The sequence below is a fragment of the Paraburkholderia kirstenboschensis genome (genome assembly GCF_032806925.1).
Lineage (GTDB): Bacteria > Pseudomonadota > Gammaproteobacteria > Burkholderiales > Burkholderiaceae > Paraburkholderia > Paraburkholderia kirstenboschensis.
On sequence record NZ_CP136511.1, the window covers coordinates 1757418 to 1777964 of the forward strand.

Annotated in this window: 10 protein-coding genes; 6 read left to right on the plus strand and 4 right to left on the minus strand. The window is 60.6% G+C overall.

All coding sequences use genetic code 11. The features are described from left to right. Nucleotides 1-501 precede the first annotated feature (501 nt). Both RW095_RS08545 and RW095_RS08550 read left to right on the plus strand, forming a co-directional pair. Nucleotides 502-6534, plus strand: a complete 6033-nt coding sequence (locus RW095_RS08545) for a HAMP domain-containing protein (protein WP_317015679.1) — start codon at nucleotides 502-504, stop codon at nucleotides 6532-6534. Nucleotides 6535-6540: 6 nt separating this feature from the next. Next, complete coding sequence (locus RW095_RS08550; protein ID WP_317015681.1) at nucleotides 6541-8700, plus strand: ATP-binding response regulator; 2160 nt, start codon at nucleotides 6541-6543, stop codon at nucleotides 8698-8700. Nucleotides 8701-9185: 485 nt separating this feature from the next. On the opposite strand, the gene RW095_RS08555 is transcribed toward RW095_RS08550, so the two are convergent. The 4 genes from RW095_RS08555 to RW095_RS08570 form a co-directional block, all read right to left on the minus strand. After that, a complete protein-coding gene (locus tag RW095_RS08555; protein WP_394365051.1) occupies nucleotides 9186-9896 on the minus strand; it encodes an IS6 family transposase in 711 nt (236 codons plus the stop codon). 348 nt (nucleotides 9897-10244) lie between these two features. Then, complete coding sequence (locus tag RW095_RS08560; protein ID WP_317015684.1) at nucleotides 10245-10886, minus strand: transposase; 642 nt, start codon at nucleotides 10884-10886, stop codon at nucleotides 10245-10247. 143 nt (nucleotides 10887-11029) lie between these two features. Next, the gene (locus RW095_RS08565; protein WP_317015685.1) at nucleotides 11030-11791 is read right to left on the minus strand and encodes an SDR family oxidoreductase; all 762 of its coding nucleotides are present in this window, start codon (nucleotides 11789-11791) and stop codon (nucleotides 11030-11032) included. 397 nt (nucleotides 11792-12188) lie between these two features. Further along, a complete protein-coding gene (locus tag RW095_RS08570) occupies nucleotides 12189-13577 on the minus strand; it encodes an MFS transporter (RefSeq protein WP_317015687.1) in 1389 nt (462 codons plus the stop codon). Between the two features lie 408 nt (nucleotides 13578-13985). On the opposite strand from RW095_RS08570, the gene RW095_RS08575 reads away from it, so the two are divergent. From RW095_RS08575 to phbB, 4 genes are all read left to right on the plus strand, one after another. After that, nucleotides 13986-14996: a LacI family DNA-binding transcriptional regulator gene (locus RW095_RS08575; RefSeq protein WP_394365018.1), complete on the plus strand. Its 1011-nt coding sequence runs from the start codon at nucleotides 13986-13988 to the stop codon at nucleotides 14994-14996. A 341-nt stretch (nucleotides 14997-15337) separates the two neighbouring features. After that, entirely contained in the window at nucleotides 15338-17119 is a 1782-nt protein-coding gene (locus tag RW095_RS08580) for an IlvD/Edd family dehydratase (protein WP_317015690.1), read from the plus strand. Between the two features lie 471 nt (nucleotides 17120-17590). Next, a complete protein-coding gene (locus RW095_RS08585) occupies nucleotides 17591-18772 on the plus strand; it encodes an acetyl-CoA C-acetyltransferase (protein WP_317015691.1) in 1182 nt (393 codons plus the stop codon). A 239-nt stretch (nucleotides 18773-19011) separates the two neighbouring features. After that, nucleotides 19012-19755 (plus strand): acetoacetyl-CoA reductase, encoded by a 744-nt coding sequence (phbB, locus tag RW095_RS08590; protein WP_317015693.1) that lies wholly within the window; start codon nucleotides 19012-19014, stop codon nucleotides 19753-19755. Nucleotides 19756-20547: the final 792 nt, after the last annotated feature.

Genomic DNA, 20547 nt, shown 5'->3' on the forward strand with positions numbered 1-20547 from the left:
GCGACGCGCTTCGGCATCCTCACCATCACAACACGCGCCAAAGCGTGTCTTCGTCCTGTCTGCAGTTTCGCGCAGCCTCGCCACAGTCGCAAAAAAGAAGGCTTCGCCTACTGGCCATTTTGCCTTGTGCTGCCCGAATCCGCTGTTCACGCAACGGCGATTCCGCTGTCGGACGTTTCGCCGCATGGCGAGATACCGAACCGGTACTCGCTTATAAACTGCAACGGTGATGCCGATGCTCGGAACCGGCTTTCGCGACCGATCTTTGCGGTCGCAGGCCTTTATCCCGTCCCGGCAAGCTTTGTTCAACCCGTCGCATTTGCAACGAACTCCCACTGTCTGCAAAGCATGGCGTAAGCGTCGGCGGTCTATAATCGCGCGCAATGCGGCAACGACAGTAAAAGAGCGTACAAGCGAGCAGTAGGGCTGGACATTAGATCACGAATCAAACCATGCTTGCCGCGGCTCGAAACCGACAAACGCTTTATGGAGGGACATTCAATGGACGCCGTGGTTACTGGCAAGGACGCGATGAGCGAGAGCGAACTGCGATTGATGATCGGAGCGGTGGCCGCCGTGCGCCGCGGCGAGCCCATCAGCGAACTGCCTGCCCACTGGGACGGATTGAAGGGCAGACTTGCGGCGGAACTGGCGGCATTAGCGGATCAATGCCAACGTCACAGCCAGTCTCTTGAAGAACTCAACGTCGCATCTGGCGCGCCCCCAGCCCGCGGGAAGCGTCTCGGCGAGGTGGGGCTGAGCGGCTTTTGGCTACGTCAGGCTCGCGAGTCAAATGGGCTGTTGGAGGCGATCGACCACGGTCACGAGTGCAACAGGGCGGTCCACACAGCCCTGACTGCAGTCTTAAAGGGCAAGGGAGCCTCTCTTCCGTCTGACTGGACCGGTCTTGCGGGAAAGATCGCTGACGCATTCAATGCAGTCGTTGACCAAAACCTGCGAATGTCAGATGAGCTGGCACGACTTAGCCAAGCCGTCGGCAAGGAAGGCCGGATTCATGAGCGGGCCGCGATTCCTGACGCGCGTGGTTTTTGGCGCAGCTCGATGGACTCGGTCAACTCGCTGATCGCTGACCTCGTGCATCCGACGAGTGAAGTCGCGCGGGTGATCGGCGCAGTGGCACAGGGGGACCTGAGTAAGAGCATGGCGCTTGAAGCGGACGGACGTGCGCTGCAAGGCGAGTTTCTGCGCACCGCGAAGATCATCAACAGGATGGTCGAGCAGTTGGGCACTTTCTCAGCGGAAGTCACGCGAGTGGCACGTGAGGTCGGCACGGAAGGCAAGCTTGGTGGACAGGCGGACGTGCAAGGCGTTGCTGGCACCTGGAAGGACTTAACTGATTCCGTGAACTTCATGGCGGGCAATCTCACCAGTCAGGTACGCAATATCGCGGAGGTGACCAAGGCAGTTGCTGCCGGTGACCTCTCGAAGAAGATCACCGTCGATGTGAAGGGCGAGATTCTGGAACTGAAGAATACGATCAATACGATGGTCGACCAATTGCGTTCATTCGCGGCTGAGGTCACGCGCGTGGCGCGCGAGGTCGGCACGGAAGGCAAGCTGGGCGGACAGGCGGACGTCAAGGGCGTGGCCGGCACCTGGAAGGACCTGACCGACAACGTGAACTTTATGGCGGGCAATCTGACCAGCCAGGTGCGCAATATCGCGGAGGTTACGACTGCGGTTGCCGCCGGTGATCTGTCCAAGAAGATCACGGTGGATGTGAAGGGGGAGATTCTGGAACTCAAGAACACCATCAACACGATGGTTGATCAATTGCGCTCCTTTGCCTCCGAGGTCACGCGCGTCGCGCGCGAAGTGGGCACGGAAGGGAAGCTCGGTGGCCAGGCCGATGTGAAAGGCGTCGCGGGGACCTGGAAGGACCTCACAGACTCGGTGAATTCCATGGGCAGTAACCTGACGGCACAGGTTCGCAACATTGCAGACGTCACCACCGCAGTGGCCGCGGGCGATCTTTCCAAGAAGATTACGGTGGACGTGAAGGGCGAAATTCTCGAGTTGAAGAACACGATCAACACGATGGTTGATCAGCTCAGCTCGTTTGCGTCCGAGGTCACGCGTGTGGCGCGCGAGGTGGGCACCGAAGGCAAGCTCGGCGGACAGGCAGACGTCCAGGGTGTGGCGGGCACATGGAAAGATCTGACCGACTCCGTCAATTCGATGGGCAGCAACTTGACGGCGCAGGTCCGCAACATCGCCGATGTTACGACGGCGGTCGCCGCGGGCGATCTGTCGAAGAAGATTACGGTGGACGTCAAGGGCGAGATCCTGGAGCTCAAGAATACAATCAACACCATGGTTGATCAGTTGCGCTCATTCGCGTCCGAGGTCACGCGCGTGGCGCGCGAGGTCGGCACGGAAGGCAAGCTCGGCGGCCAGGCCGATGTCCAGGGGGTCGCCGGCACGTGGAAGGACCTGACCGACTCAGTCAACTCAATGGGCAGCAACCTGACCGCGCAGGTGCGGAACATCGCCGAGGTGACGACGGCAGTGGCAGCGGGCGACCTGTCCAAGAAGATCACGGTGGACGTGAAGGGCGAAATTCTCGAGTTGAAGAACACGATCAACACCATGGTCGATCAACTGCGCTCTTTCGCTTCTGAGGTCACCCGCGTGGCGCGGGAGGTAGGCACGGAAGGCAAGCTGGGCGGTCAGGCCGATGTGCAAGGCGTGGCCGGAACGTGGAAGGACCTCACCGACAACGTGAACTTCATGGCCGGCAACCTCACCAGCCAGGTTCGCAACATCGCGGACGTGACCAAAGCAGTCGCCGCGGGGGACCTGTCAAAGAAGATCACCGTGGACGTGAAAGGCGAGATTCTTGAGCTCAAGAATACGATCAACACGATGGTCGACCAGTTGAGCTCGTTCGCCTCGGAGGTGACTCGGGTGGCGCGCGAAGTTGGGACGCTCGGCAAGCTCGGTGGACAGGCCGACGTGCAGGGCGTGGCTGGCACCTGGAAGGATCTAACCGATTCCGTGAACTTCATGGCAGGCAATTTGACCAGCCAGGTGCGCAACATTGCGGACGTGACGAAAGCCGTTGCAGCGGGTGACCTGTCGAAGAAAATTACCGTCGACGTGAAGGGCGAAATTCTTGAGCTGAAGAACACGATCAACACGATGGTCGACCAACTGCGCTCGTTCGCATCGGAGGTCACACGCGTTGCACGGGAAGTCGGCACCGAAGGAAAGCTGGGCGGTCAGGCTGACGTGCAGGGCGTGGCCGGGACGTGGAAGGACCTGACTGACAACGTGAACTTCATGGCGGGCAATCTCACAAGCCAGGTTCGCGGCATAGCGCGAGTGGTGACGGCGGTGGCAAACGGTGATCTGGCGCGCAAGTTGACGGTGGAAGCGAAGGGCGAAATCGCTGCCCTTGCCGACACGATCAACAGTATGACGGACACCCTCGCCACTTTCGCAGACCAGGTCACCACGGTAGCGCGGGAAGTCGGCGTCGAGGGTAAGCTCGGCGGCCAGGCCAAAGTGCCTGGGGCAGCAGGCACTTGGAAGGGCCTCACCGAGAACGTCAATCAGTTGGCGGCCAACTTGACGACGCAGGTGCGGGCGATTGCGGAAGTGGCGACTGCCGTGACGCAGGGCGACCTGACGCGCTCGATCACGGTGGAGGCGCTGGGCGAGGTGGCGGCGTTGAAAGATACCATCAACGAAATGATTCGTAACCTGAAGGACACTACCGCCCTCAACACCGAGCAGGACTGGCTCAAAACCAACCTGGCCAAGTTCAGCCGCATGCTGCAGGGGCAAAAGGACCTCGTTGCGGTCGGCCATCTCATTCTCTCTGAGCTGGCGCCGGTCGTCGGTGTTCAACAGGCTGAGTTCTTCGTGCTGGATGCAGGCGTGCAGGGCACCTCCCTCAAGCTCGTCGGAAGTTACGCGTCTGACGGTCACCGCTCGCACGGCAAGCGCGTGGAGCTTGGCGAGGGCCTGGTCGGGCAATGCGCGGTCGAGAAGCGCAAGATCTTGCTGGCTCCGTCATCGTCGACCGACTACCGCATCGTCTCAGGACTTCTCAGTGTTCTGCCGCACAACGTCCTTGTACTGCCGATCGTCTTCGAGGGCCATGTCAAGGGCGTGATCGAACTGGCGTCGGTTGAGCGCTTCAATTCGACTCATCAGGCGTTTCTCGACCAACTGACCGAAAGCATCGGCATTGTGATTAACACGATCGAAGCAAACATGCGCACCGAGGATCTCCTGAAGCAGTCGCAATCGCTTGCTCACGAACTCCAAAGCCGGCAGGAAGAGTTGCAGCAGACTAATCAGGAGTTACAGGAGAAGGCTCGCCTGCTCGCTCATCAAAACCAGGAGGTCGAGCGAAAGAGCTCGGAAGTCGAGCAAGCTCGACAAGCGCTCGAGGACAAAGCAAAGCAGCTCGCCCTCACATCCAAGTACAAGTCGGAATTTTTGGCGAACATGTCGCACGAACTGCGCACGCCGCTCAACAGCTTGTTGATTCTGTCTGACCAGTTATGCAAGAACCCGGAAGGAAATCTTTCGCCGAAACAAGTTGAGTTCGCGAAGACGATTCACTCGTCAGGCAACGACCTGCTGATGTTGATCAACGATATTCTCGATCTCGCGAAGATCGAGTCCGGAACAGTAGTCGTGGACGTTGCCGAGCATCGTCTCGCCGACCTGACACTCTTCGTGGAGCGGACCTTCCGTCATGTCGCTGAGGCGCGCAGCGTCGACTTCTTCATACAGCTCGGCACCGACGTGCCGTCTTCCATCGTCACCGATCTGAAGCGCCTCCAGCAGATTCTCAAGAACTTGCTGTCCAATGCCTTCAAATTCACGAATAGGGGGCATGTGACGTTGACTATTGACGAAGCGTCCGGCGGATGGGGTGATGACAACGAGACGTTCGGTCACGGGGGCCAGGTGCTGGCATTCTCGGTGCAGGACACTGGCATTGGTATTTCGCCCGACAAGCAGCAGATCGTGTTTGAAGCGTTTCAGCAGGCGGATGGCAGTACGAGTCGCAAGTATGGCGGCACAGGGCTGGGACTTGCAATCAGCCGCGAACTGTCAAAGCTTCTCGGCGGTGAGATTCGTCTCTTGAGCACCCCGAACAAGGGAAGTACCTTCACGCTCTACCTGCCGGGCAAGAACGACAGCGCTCGTTCGGGGCGCCGGACGCTCCCGTTCCTCGACAGCGCGTCGGGGGCGCCCGCAAACGGTGCCGGGCGTATCACGGAGGTGCCCGATATTTCCCAGGCGCAATCATACCGCCCAGACACGGCCACAGACGCGAAGGCTGTCGTGCCAGTCTCCGATGACCGCGACACCATTGCGCAAGGTGATCGTGTCATGCTCGTTATCGAGAACGATGCCGCGTTCGCACGCGTGATGGTGGACGCCGCACGAGAGCGAGGAATGAAGGCCCTCGCTACGGCCTACGGGGCTGACGCTTTGACCCTCGCCGATCAATACAAGCCCGATCTGTTGACTCTCGACCTGTTCCTGCCCGACATGGAGGGCTGGCGGGTCCTAAGCCGCCTCAAGAACAATATAGCTACCCGCCATATACCGGTATGCGTCATTTCCACCGACGAGTCTCGTGATCGCGCGCTGAGGTCGGGAGCCTTTGCATTCGTACCTAAGCCTATCGAATCAAAGGAAACTCTCGACCGTGCGCTCTTGTCTCTGGTGCGATACGTCGGTCCGAGGCAGCGCACGGTGCTTGCTGCTTTGCCAGAAGGCGCAGAGCGCGAACTGCTCGTGCATGGCCTTGACGGGTCGCCGGCCGCCGTCACATTCGCCGATTCGCGAGAGACGGTGCTTGGGCATTTATCGTCGGGAAGTTTCGACGTCCTGGTGCTGGCCGATGACACCGTTCGAGTGGCGCCCGAGGAAATCGAGCAAGCGCTCTACGCATCGCGTGGCTTCGCGCCGTTATCGGTCATCCTTCGCGGGGCCGATGTTGTTGAAAACACGCGATGGCAGCACCGATGCGAGACTTTCGTCACTCATCCGGCGGCGAGCCCCGAAATGCTGTTGGACCTTTGCGTCGCGGCTCTTCATATCGAGTCGGATGCGCTCACTCCCGAAACGAATGCCATGCTGGGCGCATTGCGGACTCCGCAACGAACGCTCAGCGGCAAAAAGGCACTGATCGTCGACGACGACATGCGTAACATATTCGCCCTTGCGACGGTGATGGAGGACCTCGGCATGCGTCATGCATGGGCAGATAACGGACGCGATGCTATCAGCCAGGTAGAGGCGGATCCGGAGATCGACATCGTGCTAATGGATGTCATGATGCCCGAGATGGATGGCCTCAGCACCATGCGAGAGATTCGCAAGCGGCCAGTGGGTCGGGTGCTCCCGATCATTGCGGTGACAGCCAAGGCCATGAAGGGCGATCGGGAGAAGTGCATGGAGGCGGGGGCCTGGGATTACCTGTCCAAACCCGTGAACCGCGACGACCTGCTCGCGGTGTTGCACGCTTGGCTGCATCGGTAGGCGGCCATGTTGAATGTGGACGTTGCTGCGCCGGAGAGCGTGCGCATTTTGGTCGTGGACGACCTGGTCAGTCAACATGTGGTCCTCCGCACGGTGCTGGAGGAGCCAGGGCAGGACGTCGTCTGCGTTCTGTCTGGACGAGAGGCATTGAAGGAAGTGTTGAGGCAAGATTTCGCAGTGATCTTGCTGGATGTCAACATGCCGGACATGGACGGCTTCGAAACAGCCAGCCTGCTTCGGTCTTATCGACGCACCGCCGCGACGCCCATCATCTTCGTGACAGCGCACGTCGACGACGAGGAAATGGCGCGCGGTTACTCTCTCGGAGCCGTCGACTACATATCCTCGCCAGTCGTATCGGAGATCCTTCGCGCGAAGGTCCGGGTGTTTGTACAGCTTTACAGAATGAACCTCGAGCTGATTTCGCGCGCCGCAGAGCGCGAGGAGCTCGCCCGTGCCGAGGCCCTGCGTGCGTCGGCAGACCAGGCTCGACAGCGAGCGGACTTCCTCTCCCATGTCAGCCATCAGCTGACTCGGTCCCTGGATGTCGAGACCACGTTGGCACGCGTTGTCGACACCGCCGTGCCCACGCTGGCGGACGTGGCGTGCGTCCTTCTTATACTCGAAAATGAGTCCGTGCCGCGCTCGGTGATCCGCACGCGCCCTGCGAGCTCGCATGAAGTGGACCAAGCTCGCCAGCCTCCGTGCGTGCCACTGGTGCCGGTCAAGGGCTTTTTCGATCATGCGCAGCAGTCGCTTCAGCTTGGAGAGGCTGTCGCATTTAGCGGTAGTACAGCGGAAATCTTCGGAAGTGCATCTGCCGAGCCTCAGCGCGCCCCCTGTGTCACCGAGACCGGCGAAGTCACATTTTATCCGTTACTGAACACAGCGCAGCACAAGGCGGTGCTTGCGCTTGGCGTTGGTGTTCGTGAGAGTCGCAGTGAGTTGGCTGCGGTGATTACCGAGTTCGTGAGCCGAGCATCCATCGGGTTGGAGAATGCATTGTTGTTCTCCGCGTTGCGGGAGGAAGACCGGCGCAAAGACGAATTCCTGGCAATGCTCGCGCATGAACTGCGCAACCCGCTCGCGCCGATCTCCAATGCGGTAGGTGTCATGAAGTCCGCTGATTGGACCGACGAGAAGCTCTTGAAGTGGTCTTGCGAGATCATTGGCACGCAGATCGATCACATGGTACATATCGTGGACGACTTACTGGACGTGTCACGCATAGCGCGGGGCACAGTGTCCCTGCGCCGTGAGCCAGTCCCCTTGAGCCTGGTGGTCGAGCGCGCGATAGAGACCAGCCGCCCGCATTTCGCCAGGCGTTCGCAAGCGTTCGTGTTGAACGCGCACGCTGATCATGTGATGGTCGAGGGCGATATAGTACGGCTGACGCAGGTCGTCGCGAACCTGCTGAATAACGCCTCGAAGTTCACGCCAGTGGCCGGTAACATAGGCCTGTCCACAGACTTCAGCGATGACCAGGCGATTATCAGCGTCACCGACGACGGCGAGGGAGTAGACCCGAAGTGGCTGCCCCGCGTGTTCGAGCTGTTCGCGCAAGGCGATAGCTCGCTCGATCGCGCTCAAGGCGGCCTCGGGATCGGACTGACGCTGGCACGCCACATTGTTGAATCGCACGGCGGTTCAATTACCTGCAGCAGTGACGGGCGAGGCAAGGGCGCAAAATTCACGGTACGTCTACCCGCCAGGGTCGAGGCGAAGCCGCTCGCGAGTGCGCCCGGCCTGGTTCCTCTCCGTGCCGTCCGCGCACTCCGCGTCCTCGTGGTCGACGACTCGATGGCGTCAGCAGAAAGCGTAGCCCTGTTCCTGGAAATGCAAGGTTACGAGGTATCTTGTGCGTACGATGGGCCATCCGCCCTTGTACTGGCGCGCAGCTTCAGACCGCAAGTGACCATTCTGGACATCGGCCTGCCGGGAATGACGGGGTACGAAGTCGCGAGGAGGATGCGCGAAGACACGGACATGCAAGGTTGCCTGCTTATCGCGTTGAGTGGATACGGGCAAGAGGGGGACCGGCAGAACTCAAAGGCTGCCGGCATGGACCATCACTTAATCAAGCCGGCCGACCTCGACGCTTTGACGGAACTCATCGCGAAGCATGCATTGGAGCGCGGTCTTGCGGCGGCGGATGTACGCGGTTGACCGCTCCAGCCGCAAAGCCTTACCGTTGCGACGACGTTTTGAAGGGTGAAGGCCCCGCATTCGCGGTTTGTGTTGAAGTCCTTAAAACTGCTAATCGCGCCCATAGATTACGCAATGTAAGCCTGTATTTTGGCCCCGCCAAAATAAGGCATAGCACCGGTTTCACACGCCTTTCTAGGCGTTGCGTTTCAGCAACGCACGCACGCCCGGATGTCCGTTGATTTTGCTAACGCGTTTGTCGTGTCCGCTAATTCGGCTAATGCGGTTGTAGAGGAGCGCGATAGGTGCATTCGCTTGAAGCGGCAGCAAGTGCAAATACCGGAGGTCATTTTTTTTGATCTTCGGAAGGTGCCCATCTCAGTGCGCAGATCAAAAACGCCATAAAGTACGGCACTTTGTGTCACATCGGGGGCCTTCAACATCCCCTTGTGGGTTCTGGTGCAAATAGGAAAGCAAGTTGAGAAGTTTCCTATACGAAGGATAACTTACCGAATGGACAGGACCGCATTCCATACTGCGGGCGCAGTAGCCTCCTTGAGGCCGAGCTCCGTGAGATCGAACTGGCCCTTGCGAATGCGATGCGTCAATTCGATACCTGAGATTGTGGTCGCGGCGCTCCTGAACCGCCTGAATCCAAGCATCACGTTCGTTCTGGACTTGATGTGACGATGGTCCTGTTCGATCAAGTTGTTCATATATTTTGAGGACCGGACCTTCGTGTCTTCAGGCAGCAGACCATCGGCCTTCATCTCGCGCACCGCGCGGTGCGAGGCAGCATAGCCGTCGAGCGTGACGGTCTCCGGCGACTGGCCCTGATGCCTGATAGCCTTGCTGAAAAAGGCTTTGGCCGCGGCCACGTCGCGTCTCGCCCTGAGCATGAAGTCCACCGTCTGGCCAGCCCGATCCACCGCCCGGTACAGGTAGACCCATTTGCCTCGAATCTTCATGTAGGTTTCGTCGACGCGCCACGAGCGACCGGCCGGCGTAGCAAAGCGGTTCCAGCGTTTGACGAACTCGGGCGTATAACGTCTCACCCAGCGCAGGATCGTCGTGTGAGCCAACGATAATCCCCGTTCGGCCATCATCTCGACCAGATCGCGCAGGCTGAGCTTGTAGCGCAGATACCAGCGAACGCACAGAATGATGATCTCCCGATCAAAATGGCGTCCACCGAACAACTCCTCCAGACTCTTCAGCTTGTTCATCGCAGGTCATCAGTTCGTTTGGCTCCGACAACTCTAACCGATTCGCCGACCCTATTTGCAACAGAGCCTTGATGAGTTGCTCAATGAACCCGTGTGGACGCGCCCTGCAGTCGAATTGCGCATCAAGCGCGTACGCGTGCGCCACGACAGGGCAGAAGCCCGCGCCTGTCATGAGCAGCACAGCGAGTGCTTTCAGAAGACGAGTTGCCATGGCAAACGTGAACTACGGGGGGTGACAGGCAGAATACGCAAGCCACTAGTCTCGCCGATTTCCGCCGTCGACGGGGACAAAGCCGTCTTTCGACGGACGATTGAAACCGGAAATTCTTTTAAATCGACTTATTCCCTTCCAGCGCGATGATCGTCGTCAGTGCTTTCGCGGTTAAAAATGGCTTTGCGGTTCTGCCGGCAATCGTACACGCCATCCAGACTCACGATGGTGCCCCGCAGGTCCAAGCCCACGGTACGGGCGATGCGCGTGAGTTGCGGCAGCGCTTCTCGCAACAGAGGCGATTCATTGCGATTGGCAGGGGCCGTCACGAACGGCGGGATCACGTTGCAATGCCGGTCGCAGAAGGCGACAACCTTGTCGCCTTTGAGGTTGTCGCCTCCTTTCTTCGCCGCTATGGTCGTGCCATCGCCATGAATGACGGTGGTGTCCAGACGATCGTCTTGTCGAAGCCTGAACACCGAGCCTTCGAAAATGGCTTCAAAACAGCCGTCCGGTTGCCACCGCCGAAAGGCTCGATAGATGTGCGTGTAGTGGATCTCCGGGAGGCCCTGCGAATCGTTTTCGATCGGCAGCTCCTTCCACTGGCAGCCCAGGTAGAGCAAACGCAAAATGTAGTTGAAGATCGCGTGAAAGCTCAGTTTCTTCGAAGGGCGGCGACTGCCCTTGCTCAGATGTGGCAAGACAAATTGCTCGAACTGCGCGGCACTCAATTTCGTTGGAATCCCTTGTCGTGGCTTGCTTCTCGCCATCTCGAGCACCAAAGCAACGAGATTCTAGCCGGTTCGCTCGTATCTGCGAAAACCCCTTCCTGCTGCAGCTTGAAGCCAAATTCGAGCGCTGAAAGAACCCGCAACCAGTTGGACGCCGGATTTCGCCCGCAGCCGTCTCTTCGCTACCCACGTCCGACAAACGGCATCTTGCTGGCCATAATGGTCATGAACTGCACGTTCGTCTCGAGTGGCAAATCGGCCATATGAAGGACCGCACCAGCGACGTGCTCGACATCCATCAGCGGTTCGACGGCAATTGCACCGTTGGCCTGTGGCACTCCCTTTGCCATGCGTGCCGCCAGGTCGGTGAGAGCGTTGCCGATGTCGATCTGTCCGCAGGCGATGTCGTACTTGCGTCCATCGAGTGATGTCGATTTGGTCAGGCCGGTGATCGCGTGCTTGGTGGCCGTATAGGCAATACTGTTCGGACGTGGCGCGTGCGCGGAGATCGAGCCATTGTTGATGATACGTCCGCCGCGCGGCAGTTGCGTTTTCATCAACGCGACGGCAGCGCGCGTGCAGAGGAAGGCACCCGTCAGATTCGTGTCCACGACGGCGTGCCAATCGTCCAGACTGAGTTCGTCGATATCGACGGCCGGTGCGCCACGGCCGGCATTGTTGAAGAGAAGATCGAGGCGGTTGTAGCGTTGTCGTATCGCGTCGAAGAGGGCGGCGACGCTAGCGGCGTCGGTGACGTCGGTGGGAACAGCAAGTGCCTCGTGGCCGAGTTGCTGCGCCTCGTCGGCTAGCGCCTCGAGGGGTGCTTTGCTTCGTCCAGCGAGCACCACACGGTAGCCGTGCTGAAACAGCTTGCGAGCGGTGGCGCGTCCAATACCGCTGCCTGCTCCAGTGATCAATGCGATCTTGCCGACTTCTGAACTCATTAGACAAACCTCCATGTATCAATACGATGCACATACGATCAACACGCGTAATACGGTGAGCGCGAGTCCTATCGCAATGGTGAAAAGCTGGTTGAGAAAACCTATTTCATCTGGACTTTTTATGCAGCCAGAGCATAAATGTGTTGAGCCGCAGGTAACGTTTGCGCAGTGTGCTGGCCATGTCCGTGCGGAACATTTGCATCAGCCCGGGGTGGCAGTGGATGTCGTGGGTTGGACGCAAGCATGGTGTGTGATGTTTTGATGAAACGAAGGAAACGCTGGGCAGCATATTGCCTGCCCAGTCGGGTCCATTCACAACAATAGCTAGCGGTTAGTTGCTGGCGATTTCGTGGCTGGACAGCAATTCGATTGCCCTGTCGGTTATCCGCGCCTTCAGTTACCTGCCTTTGCCGATCGCATCGCCCAACACGGTCAGGTCGCGTCCCCGCGTTTCCGTCGACAGCAGGGTGCCGATGAATGTCAGCACCGCGAGCGTCGCCATGTACACGCCCATCACCCAGAACTGTCCACCGGACAAGCCGACAAGATAAAGTCCCAGCAACGGTGCGAGGCCGCCGGCAAGCAGTGCGCCGATTTCGCGCGACAGCGCCACGCCCGAATAGCGATAGCGGTTGCCGAAGAGTTCGGCGAAGTGCGCGCATTGCGATCCGAGCATGGCGTTCGCGCCAAACGCAAAGCCGCCGACAAGCGCAACCGTCACCCACAGCGGATTGCCGGTGCCGATCATCCACCACGCCGGCACGGCCCAGATCACGGAAAAGAGTGCGCCGACCCGATAGACCAGCAGGCGTCCGATGCGGTCGGTCAATGCGCCGAAAAGCGGCGTGGTGAAGATGCTCAGCAGGCTGGCGAGCAGCACCGCGCGCGTGCCGATCGCACTGAGTTCGCCGCGCGGAAGATGGTGCTGGGCCGCGACGAATCCGGACAGATAGGCAATCGCCACCGCAGTGTAAATTGTCGATCCGCCCGTCTCGCCGAGGCGCATCAGCGCCGTCGCGATCAACGGACGGCGTCCCGACTTGAGCATCAGCCGCATCGGCGCCTGGATCACTTCACGACTGGCTGCGAGCTCCTCGAATACTGGGCTTTCCTTGAGCCTCAGACGAATCCAGATAGCCATACCGATCAGCACGATGCTGCCCAGAAACGGCAAACGCCAGCCCCAGTCCAGCATCTCGGTTTCAGTGAGCGTCGACTGCAGGATGTTGAATGTAAACGTGGCCAGCGTAAGACCGCTGAATATGCCGATGAAGGGCAGCGCGGCAAAGAAGCCGCGGTGCTTCACAGGGGCCATTTCCGCCATCAGCGTTGCAGCGCCGGTTTGCTCCGCGCCTGCGCCGAAGCCTTGCAACAGCCGCAATACCACCAGCAGCACCGCGCCGATTGCGCCGGTCGGCAATGCCCCGATCAGCGTCGTCGCCACCCCCATCAGCGCGACGGTGGCAAGCAGCACGAATTTGCGTCCCTTACGATCGCCGAGCGAGCCGAAGAAAAGGCCGCCGAGCGGCCGGGCGAGAAAGCCCGCACCGAATGTCGCGAAGCTGGCGAGCAGGCCAGCCGTGGTGCCGAGGCTCGGAAAGAAGACACGGTTGAACACCATTGCGGAAGCCAGCCCGTAGATCGCAAAGTCGTAGTATTCGAGCGCACTGCCGATCGCCCCGGTCACGATCGCACGACGCAACTGCTCGCCTGAAGCTACCTTACGCTCTGTGTGGGTGGTGGTCAGGGATGGTAGTCCGCTGTCGAAAACCCGTTCTGAACTCATTTCGTCTCCTGCGCGTCAGACACATTGGAAAAAGGTCGGCGCTTGTTCGTACGCCTATCTGGCTTTGTTGTTTGCCCTTTCGCTGCCTCGTGGAACCGGCACGGCGCGACGATGGGACGTCTGTCAGTAGCAGTATTACGGCCAGGCCGCCCGTCCGCGGAAGGCGAAATGGTACCGGTAACGTATTTTAAGTTAGCACGTCAGTATTCAGACGGGCAAGGCGGACGACGCGGGGGTTTTCCCTTGGCCACGAAGCGCCAATGTATGTTCCGGTGAGGTGCGAGGACGCGCGCAAGCCGCATGGCGTGGCGGCCTGGCCGGTGCGCCAGGTATCATATGGATTCCATGACTTGCTGCGCACGATCGATGACCGACACGACGGCTCTTTTGCACTCTACTCCGCCTCGGATGTCCGATGTGGCTCGCCTCGCGGGCGTTTCGAAGATGACCGTCTCCCGCGTGCTGGCCGGGCGCAACGTGTCGCAGGCCACCCGCGCGCGGGTGCAGAAGGTGATCGACGAACTTGGCTACGTGGCCGATGCAGCGGCTGGCGCGTTGTCGTCCGGGCGCTCGGAATTCGTCGCCGTGCTGGTGCCGTCGCTGTCGAGTTCGAACTTCTCCGACACCGTGAGAGGCCTGAGCACGGCGATGGCGCCGCATGGTCTGCAGCTACTGCTCGGCGACACCGACTATCGGCTCGATCAGGAAGAGCGGCTCGTGCGTTCGATGTTGCGGCATCAACCGCGCTGCATGGCGCTGACGGGCGGACAACATACCGAGGCGACGCACACGTTGCTGAAGCGGGCGGGCATTCCCGTCGTCGAGATGTGGGATCTGCCAACGGATCCGATCGATACCGCAGTGGGTTTTTCGAACGTGAAAGCGGCGCGTGCGATGGTGCGTCATCTGTACGAACGCGGTTATCGCCGTATTGGCTTTCTCGGCGGGGCGAGCGAACTCGATCGCCGGGGCCTCGACCGGATGCGAGGTTACGTCAGCGAAGTGAAGGCGCTGGAACTGGGCGCGCCGCGGGTCATCCGGGTCGGCGAATCGCCAATCACAATGAGCCACGGTGCGCCGGCAATTGCCGCGTTGCTCGAGCAATGGCCTGACACCGAAGCAGTGATGTGCGTGAGCGACATGTCCGCGTTCGGCGCGATCATGGAATGCCATCGACGCGGGCTTTCGGTACCGGGCGACATCGCGGTGGCGGGATTCGGCAACTTCGAAGTATCGGCGTGCTGCCATCCGACGATTACAACGGTCTCGGTCGACGCGTACGGAATCGGCTTGCGCACCGGCGAGGCACTCCTTGCCGCGTTCGGCAGCGGGTCGTCCAGATCGGGCGAGACAGTACCGGCGAGGCGGCCCAGATCCATCCGGATCGAGTACACGGTCGTGCCGCGCGAAAGCGCTTGAAGTCCTTGTCCTGCGCCTATGCACGCAGTCCTTGTCGTTAGGCCACGAACAGGCCTTGTACCGTCATGCCACTGCTCTAAAAACCTCTGTCACTGAGCGTCGGCCATCGCTTCACGGTTGCGGGATTCAGTCCAGGGGTAACCCTTAGTTGCCCGCCTTCTGACTGCGGCGTAACATCCGTCGTGTTACCGGTAACTTAACCGTGGGCGGAGTGCGCCGGGTTGACTCTCCGGCGCGGCTGGCGCCGCCGGCATCGCAAGCATCAGCGAGCGCGGGCGTCGCCGCGAAACGGCGCCGCGCGCGAGCGGTCCGACCTTCAACATGACTGAGGGATAAGCGAGATGTCAGAATCCACCCCGCGCAGGCTGAGAAGCCAGAACTGGTTCGACGACCCGTCGCACGCGGACATGACCGCGCTCTATGTCGAGCGCTTTATGAACTATGGCCTGACGCGTGAAGAGTTGCAGTCCGGGCGGCCGATCATCGGCATTGCGCAAACCGGCAGCGACCTCGCCCCGTGCAATCGCCACCACATCGAACTGGCGCAGCGAACCAATGCCGCGATCCGCGACGCAGGCGGCATCCCGATGGAGTTTCCCGTCCATCCGCTCGCCGAACAGAGCCGGCGGCCGACCGCTGCGCTCGACCGCAACCTCGCTTATCTGGGCCTCGTCGAAGTGCTGCACGGCTATCCGCTCGATGGGGTGGTGCTGACCACTGGTTGCGACAAGACCACACCGGCTTGCCTGATGGCTGCCGCAACGGTCGACATGCCGGCCATCGTGCTGTCGGGTGGCCCGATGCTGGACGGCTGGCACCATGGCAAGCGCATCGGTTCGGGAACGGTCATCTGGCATGCACGCAATCTGCTTGCAGCCGGCGAGATCGACTACGAGGGCTTCATGGAGCTGACGACCGCTTCGTCACCGTCCATCGGTCATTGCAACACGATGGGCACCGCTCTGTCGATGAACAGTCTGGCCGAAGCGCTTGGCATGTCGCTGCCCGGCTGCGCGAGTATTCCCGCCGCGTATCGCGAGCGCGGGCAAATGGCCTACGCCACCGGCCAGCGGATCGTTGAGCTCGTGCGCGAGGACGTGCGGCCCTCAGACATCTTGACGAAGGCGGCATTCGAAAACGCCATCGTCGTGGCCTCCGCACTTGGCGCCTCGAACTGCCCGCCGCACCTGATTGCAATTGCGCGTCACATGGGCATCGAGCTGAGCCTCGATGACTGGCAGCGCGTGGGCGAGGCGGCGCCTCTGATTGTGAACTGCATGCCGGCAGGCGAGTATCTCGGCGAGAGCTTCCACCGGGCGGGTGGCGTGCCCGCCGTGCTGCGCGAGCTCGCCCAGGCTGGCCTCGTGCATCGCGACTGTCTGACCGTGTCGGGACACACCATCGGCGACATCGCAGCGGCTGCGCCTGCGGCCGACCGCGATGTGATCAAGACTGCTGAGGAACCGCTCAAGCACGGCGCAGGCTTCATCGTGCTCTCGGGCAATTTCTTCGACAGCGCCATCATGAAGATGTCGGTAGTGGGGGATGCGTTCAGGCAGACTTATCTAAGCGAACGCGGTGCGGAAAACACGTTCGAAGCCCGCGCAATTGTCTTTGACGGTCCCGGAGACTATCACGCGCGCATCAACGACCCGTCGCTCGAAATCGACCAGCATTGCATTCTCGTGATTCGCGGCGCCGGCACCGTGGGCTATCCGGGCAGCGCCGAGGTGGTGAATATGGCGCCGCCGGTGGCCCTCGTGCGTCAGGGCATCACGTCTTTGCCGACGCTGGGCGATGGCCGGCAAAGCGGCACGTCCGCGAGCCCGTCGATTCTCAACATGTCGCCAGAAGCAGCTGTCGGCGGTGGGCTGTCGCTGTTGCGCACGAGCGACCGTATCCGCGTCGACCTGAATTCGCGCCGCGTGACGGTGCTCGTCGATGAAGAAGAACTCGCGCGGCGCCGCGAAATGGCCGGCTTCGAAATTCCACCGGCACAAACGCCGTGGCAGGAGCTATACCGCCAGACGGTCGGCCAGCTCTCGACCGGCGGGTGTCTTGAACCCGCGACGCTTTACCTGAAAGTGATTGAAACGCGAGGCGATCCCCGCCATTCGCACTAGCTCGCGAGAGACAAGTCCATCGGCAAGCCCGATATCACCGCGCCTTGCCAATCGGGATTGCGAGGCGCTTCTCAAGGCGCGTGTCAGGTCGTCCAAGCGGGACGCACGTGCTTAGCGCGACGCGTTTGCACAACACGGTTACGCCGCTTGAATGCCGCCGGACGGCGCGGCGGAAAGGAGCCTAGTATAAAGCGGTTATCACATCAGGCGAACAAGGTTGCAGTGCGGCGCAGCGTCCGGGCAGCTGGTGGTCCGTCTGGACGGGCTGGCTTGCGCAGCACGGGGGCGCGCGCGTGGGGGCGGGTCCAGGCGAAGGCTCGAACGCGTATCCGGTCATCGAGCCGGCGCCGGGGCGTTACGTGAAGCAGTGCGCCTAACGGGAGCTGACTGCGGCGCAATGACTTGCCACGGCAAGTTCAGCAAAAGTGGCTGAAGCGGTTGAAGTTACTTGTTGCCATATAAGGAGTCGGAATGACTGATGTTGTGATCGTATCGGCGGCACGTACTGCTGTTGGCAAATTCGGTGGGTCGCTGGCGAAGATCGCTGCGCCCGAGCTGGGTGCAGTGGCGATTCGCGCCGCGCTCGAACGCGCGGGCCTGAGGCCCGAGCAGGTCAGCGAAGTCATCATGGGGCAGGTGCTGGCGGCCGGCTCCGGCCAGAGCCCGGCGCGCCAGGCGCTGATCAAGGCTGGGCTGCCGATCGCGGTGCCCGGCATGACGATCAACAAGGTCTGCGGGTCGGGCCTGAAGGCGGTGATGCTCGCGGCGAACGCCATCATCGCGGGCGATGCGGACATCGTCGTCGCGGGCGGCCAGGAAAACATGGGCGCCGCACCGCACGTGTTGCCAGGCTCGCGCGACGGCTTCCGCATGGGCGATGCCAAGCTGATCGACAGCATGATCGTCGACGGCCTGTGGGACGTGTACAACCAGTACCACATGGGCGTGACGGCGGAAAACGTCGCGAAGGAATACGGCATCACGCGCGAGCAGCAGGATGCCTTCGCTGCTTTGTCGCAGAACAAGGCGGAAGCCGCACAGAAGTCGGGCCGCTTCAATGATGAAATCGTGCCGGTCGAGATTCCGCAACGCAAGGGCGAGCCGCTGCGCTTCGCCACCGACGAATTCGTGCGTCACGGTGTGACGGCCGAATCGCTGGCCGGTCTGAAGCCCGCCTTCTCGAAGGAAGGCACGGTGACGGCGGCGAATGCATCGGGCTCGAACGACGGTGCGGCTGCGGTGGTGGTGATGTCGGCGAAGAAGGCCGAAGCGCTGGGTCTGACGCCGCTCGCACGCATCAAGGCGTACGCCAACGCCGGCGTTGATCCGAAGGTCATGGGCATCGGCCCAGTGCCCGCTTCGCGCCGCTGCCTGGAGCGTGCGGGCTGGACACCGGCCGATCTGGACCTGATGGAGATCAACGAGGCATTTGCGGCTCAGGCGCTCGCCGTGCATCAGCAAATGGGCTGGGACACGTCTAAGGTCAACGTGAATGGCGGCGCGATCGCCATCGGCCATCCGATCGGCGCGTCCGGCTGCCGGATTCTCGTCACGCTGCTGCACGAAATGCAGAAGCGCAATGCGAAGAAGGGTCTGGCGTCGCTGTGTATCGGTGGCGGTATGGGTGTGGCGCTCGCAGCCGAGCGCGGCTAAACATTCAACGCATTTGAAGCAGTGCGTTTGCGACTCCGATCGTGGTTCGCAGACGAACCGTATTTCATTTGCGCGAGATAAGAAACCAACAAGCACTCACGCGATTTGAACAATGCCTGGTCTGGCCTTTGGTCGCGCCGAAGGCAGCGGTGGATGGTGGCAAGGCCAGTTGTAGCCGGTGCAGTGCTGCCACTGGAGATTCGCGACTCTCGTAAACATTAATATCACGGATGAGTAAGATGACGAAACGAATCGCAGTGGTGACAGGTGGTATGGGCGGCCTTGGAGAGGCGATCAGCGTGAAACTGCATGATGCGGGTTATGCCGTGGTAGTCACGTACTCGCCGAACAACGCTGGTGCAGATGACTGGCTGGCCAGAATGGAATCTCAGGGGTACAAGTTCCGCGCCTACCCCGTAGATGTGGCCGACTATGACTCGTGCCAGCACTGTGCGCAGAAGATTAAGGCTGAGATTGGTCCGGTCGGTATTCTCGTGAACAACGCGGGTGTCACGCGGGACATGACGCTTAAAAAGCTGGACAAGATCAACTGGGATGCGGTCATCCGAACCAATCTGGATTCGGTATTCAACATGACCAAGCCGCTGTGCGAAGACATGATTGCGCGCGGCTGGGGCCGGATCATCAATATTTCGTCCGTCAACGGTTCGAAGGGCTCCATTGGGCAGACCAACTACGCAGCGGCCAAGGCTGGCATGCACGGCTTCACCAAGTCGCTGGCGCTGGAAGTGGCGCGCAAGGGCGTAACGGTCAACACCATTTCGCCGGGCTATCTCGCCACCAAAATGGTGACGGCGATTCCGCAGGAAATCCTGGACACGAAGATCCTGCCGCAGATTCCGGCCGGTCGTCTTGGCAAGCCGGAGGAGGTAGCATCGCTGGTCGTCTACCTGTGCTCCGACGACGCCGGTTTTGTGACGGGGTCCAATATCGCGATCAACGGCGGCCAGCATATGCAGTGAGGCGGCGCGACGCACCACCGCTCAGGTCACATGGAACGCTATTCCGCACGAGGTCCGCTGCATCCTGCGCAGAGACCCGCCGGAATGCGAACATGCCACGCCGTCCGGTCGAGGTACCCGGATGGCAGGATGGCGAAGCGGCAGTGTGGCTGGCCCCACGGCCTTAGAGTCGTTCGCGGAATGATGCGATACCACTGTTCTTCCAGGAGGAACCCGGCATGAGCGAAACATGGGTGGGGCTGGTGATCGGATGCTCGGCTCTCGCTATCGCGCTGCCACTGGTGATGGGCCACTATCGACGAGAACGACATCGGGCACAACTGCTTCGACACCTGGATCATCATGACTTGTGGTATCGCACGCGTGGGCGATGGTGACCGCGCGACTCATGTATTTAGAAAGCAGATCACATCGGAGACCAAGTGTGGACTAGTACGTGTCACAAGAATGATCTGGTGCATCTCGAAGCGATGGTAATCCGCCTTGAGCAGCTATCAGCCCTAGGCGATTCGATTGCCGCCACCTCCCTTGTTGGCCAACCGGAGTACTGGCGCGGACGCATCGGCATGTTGCTGGAGAGCGCCGGGGTCTCAACAGCCGACAGGGAACTGGCGCGGGCATTGCTGCGGAGACTGGCCAGGATCCCGGAAAGGCGGAGGCATCCGATGACGTGAAATGAGCGGGCACACATGGGTGCGGACGGGGCGCACGGAACGAGTTTAAGCCTCTCGCCACAAAAGAACACGAATCACCATGGTGTGGTGCCGGACTGGCTGGCATGAACTGCGGATA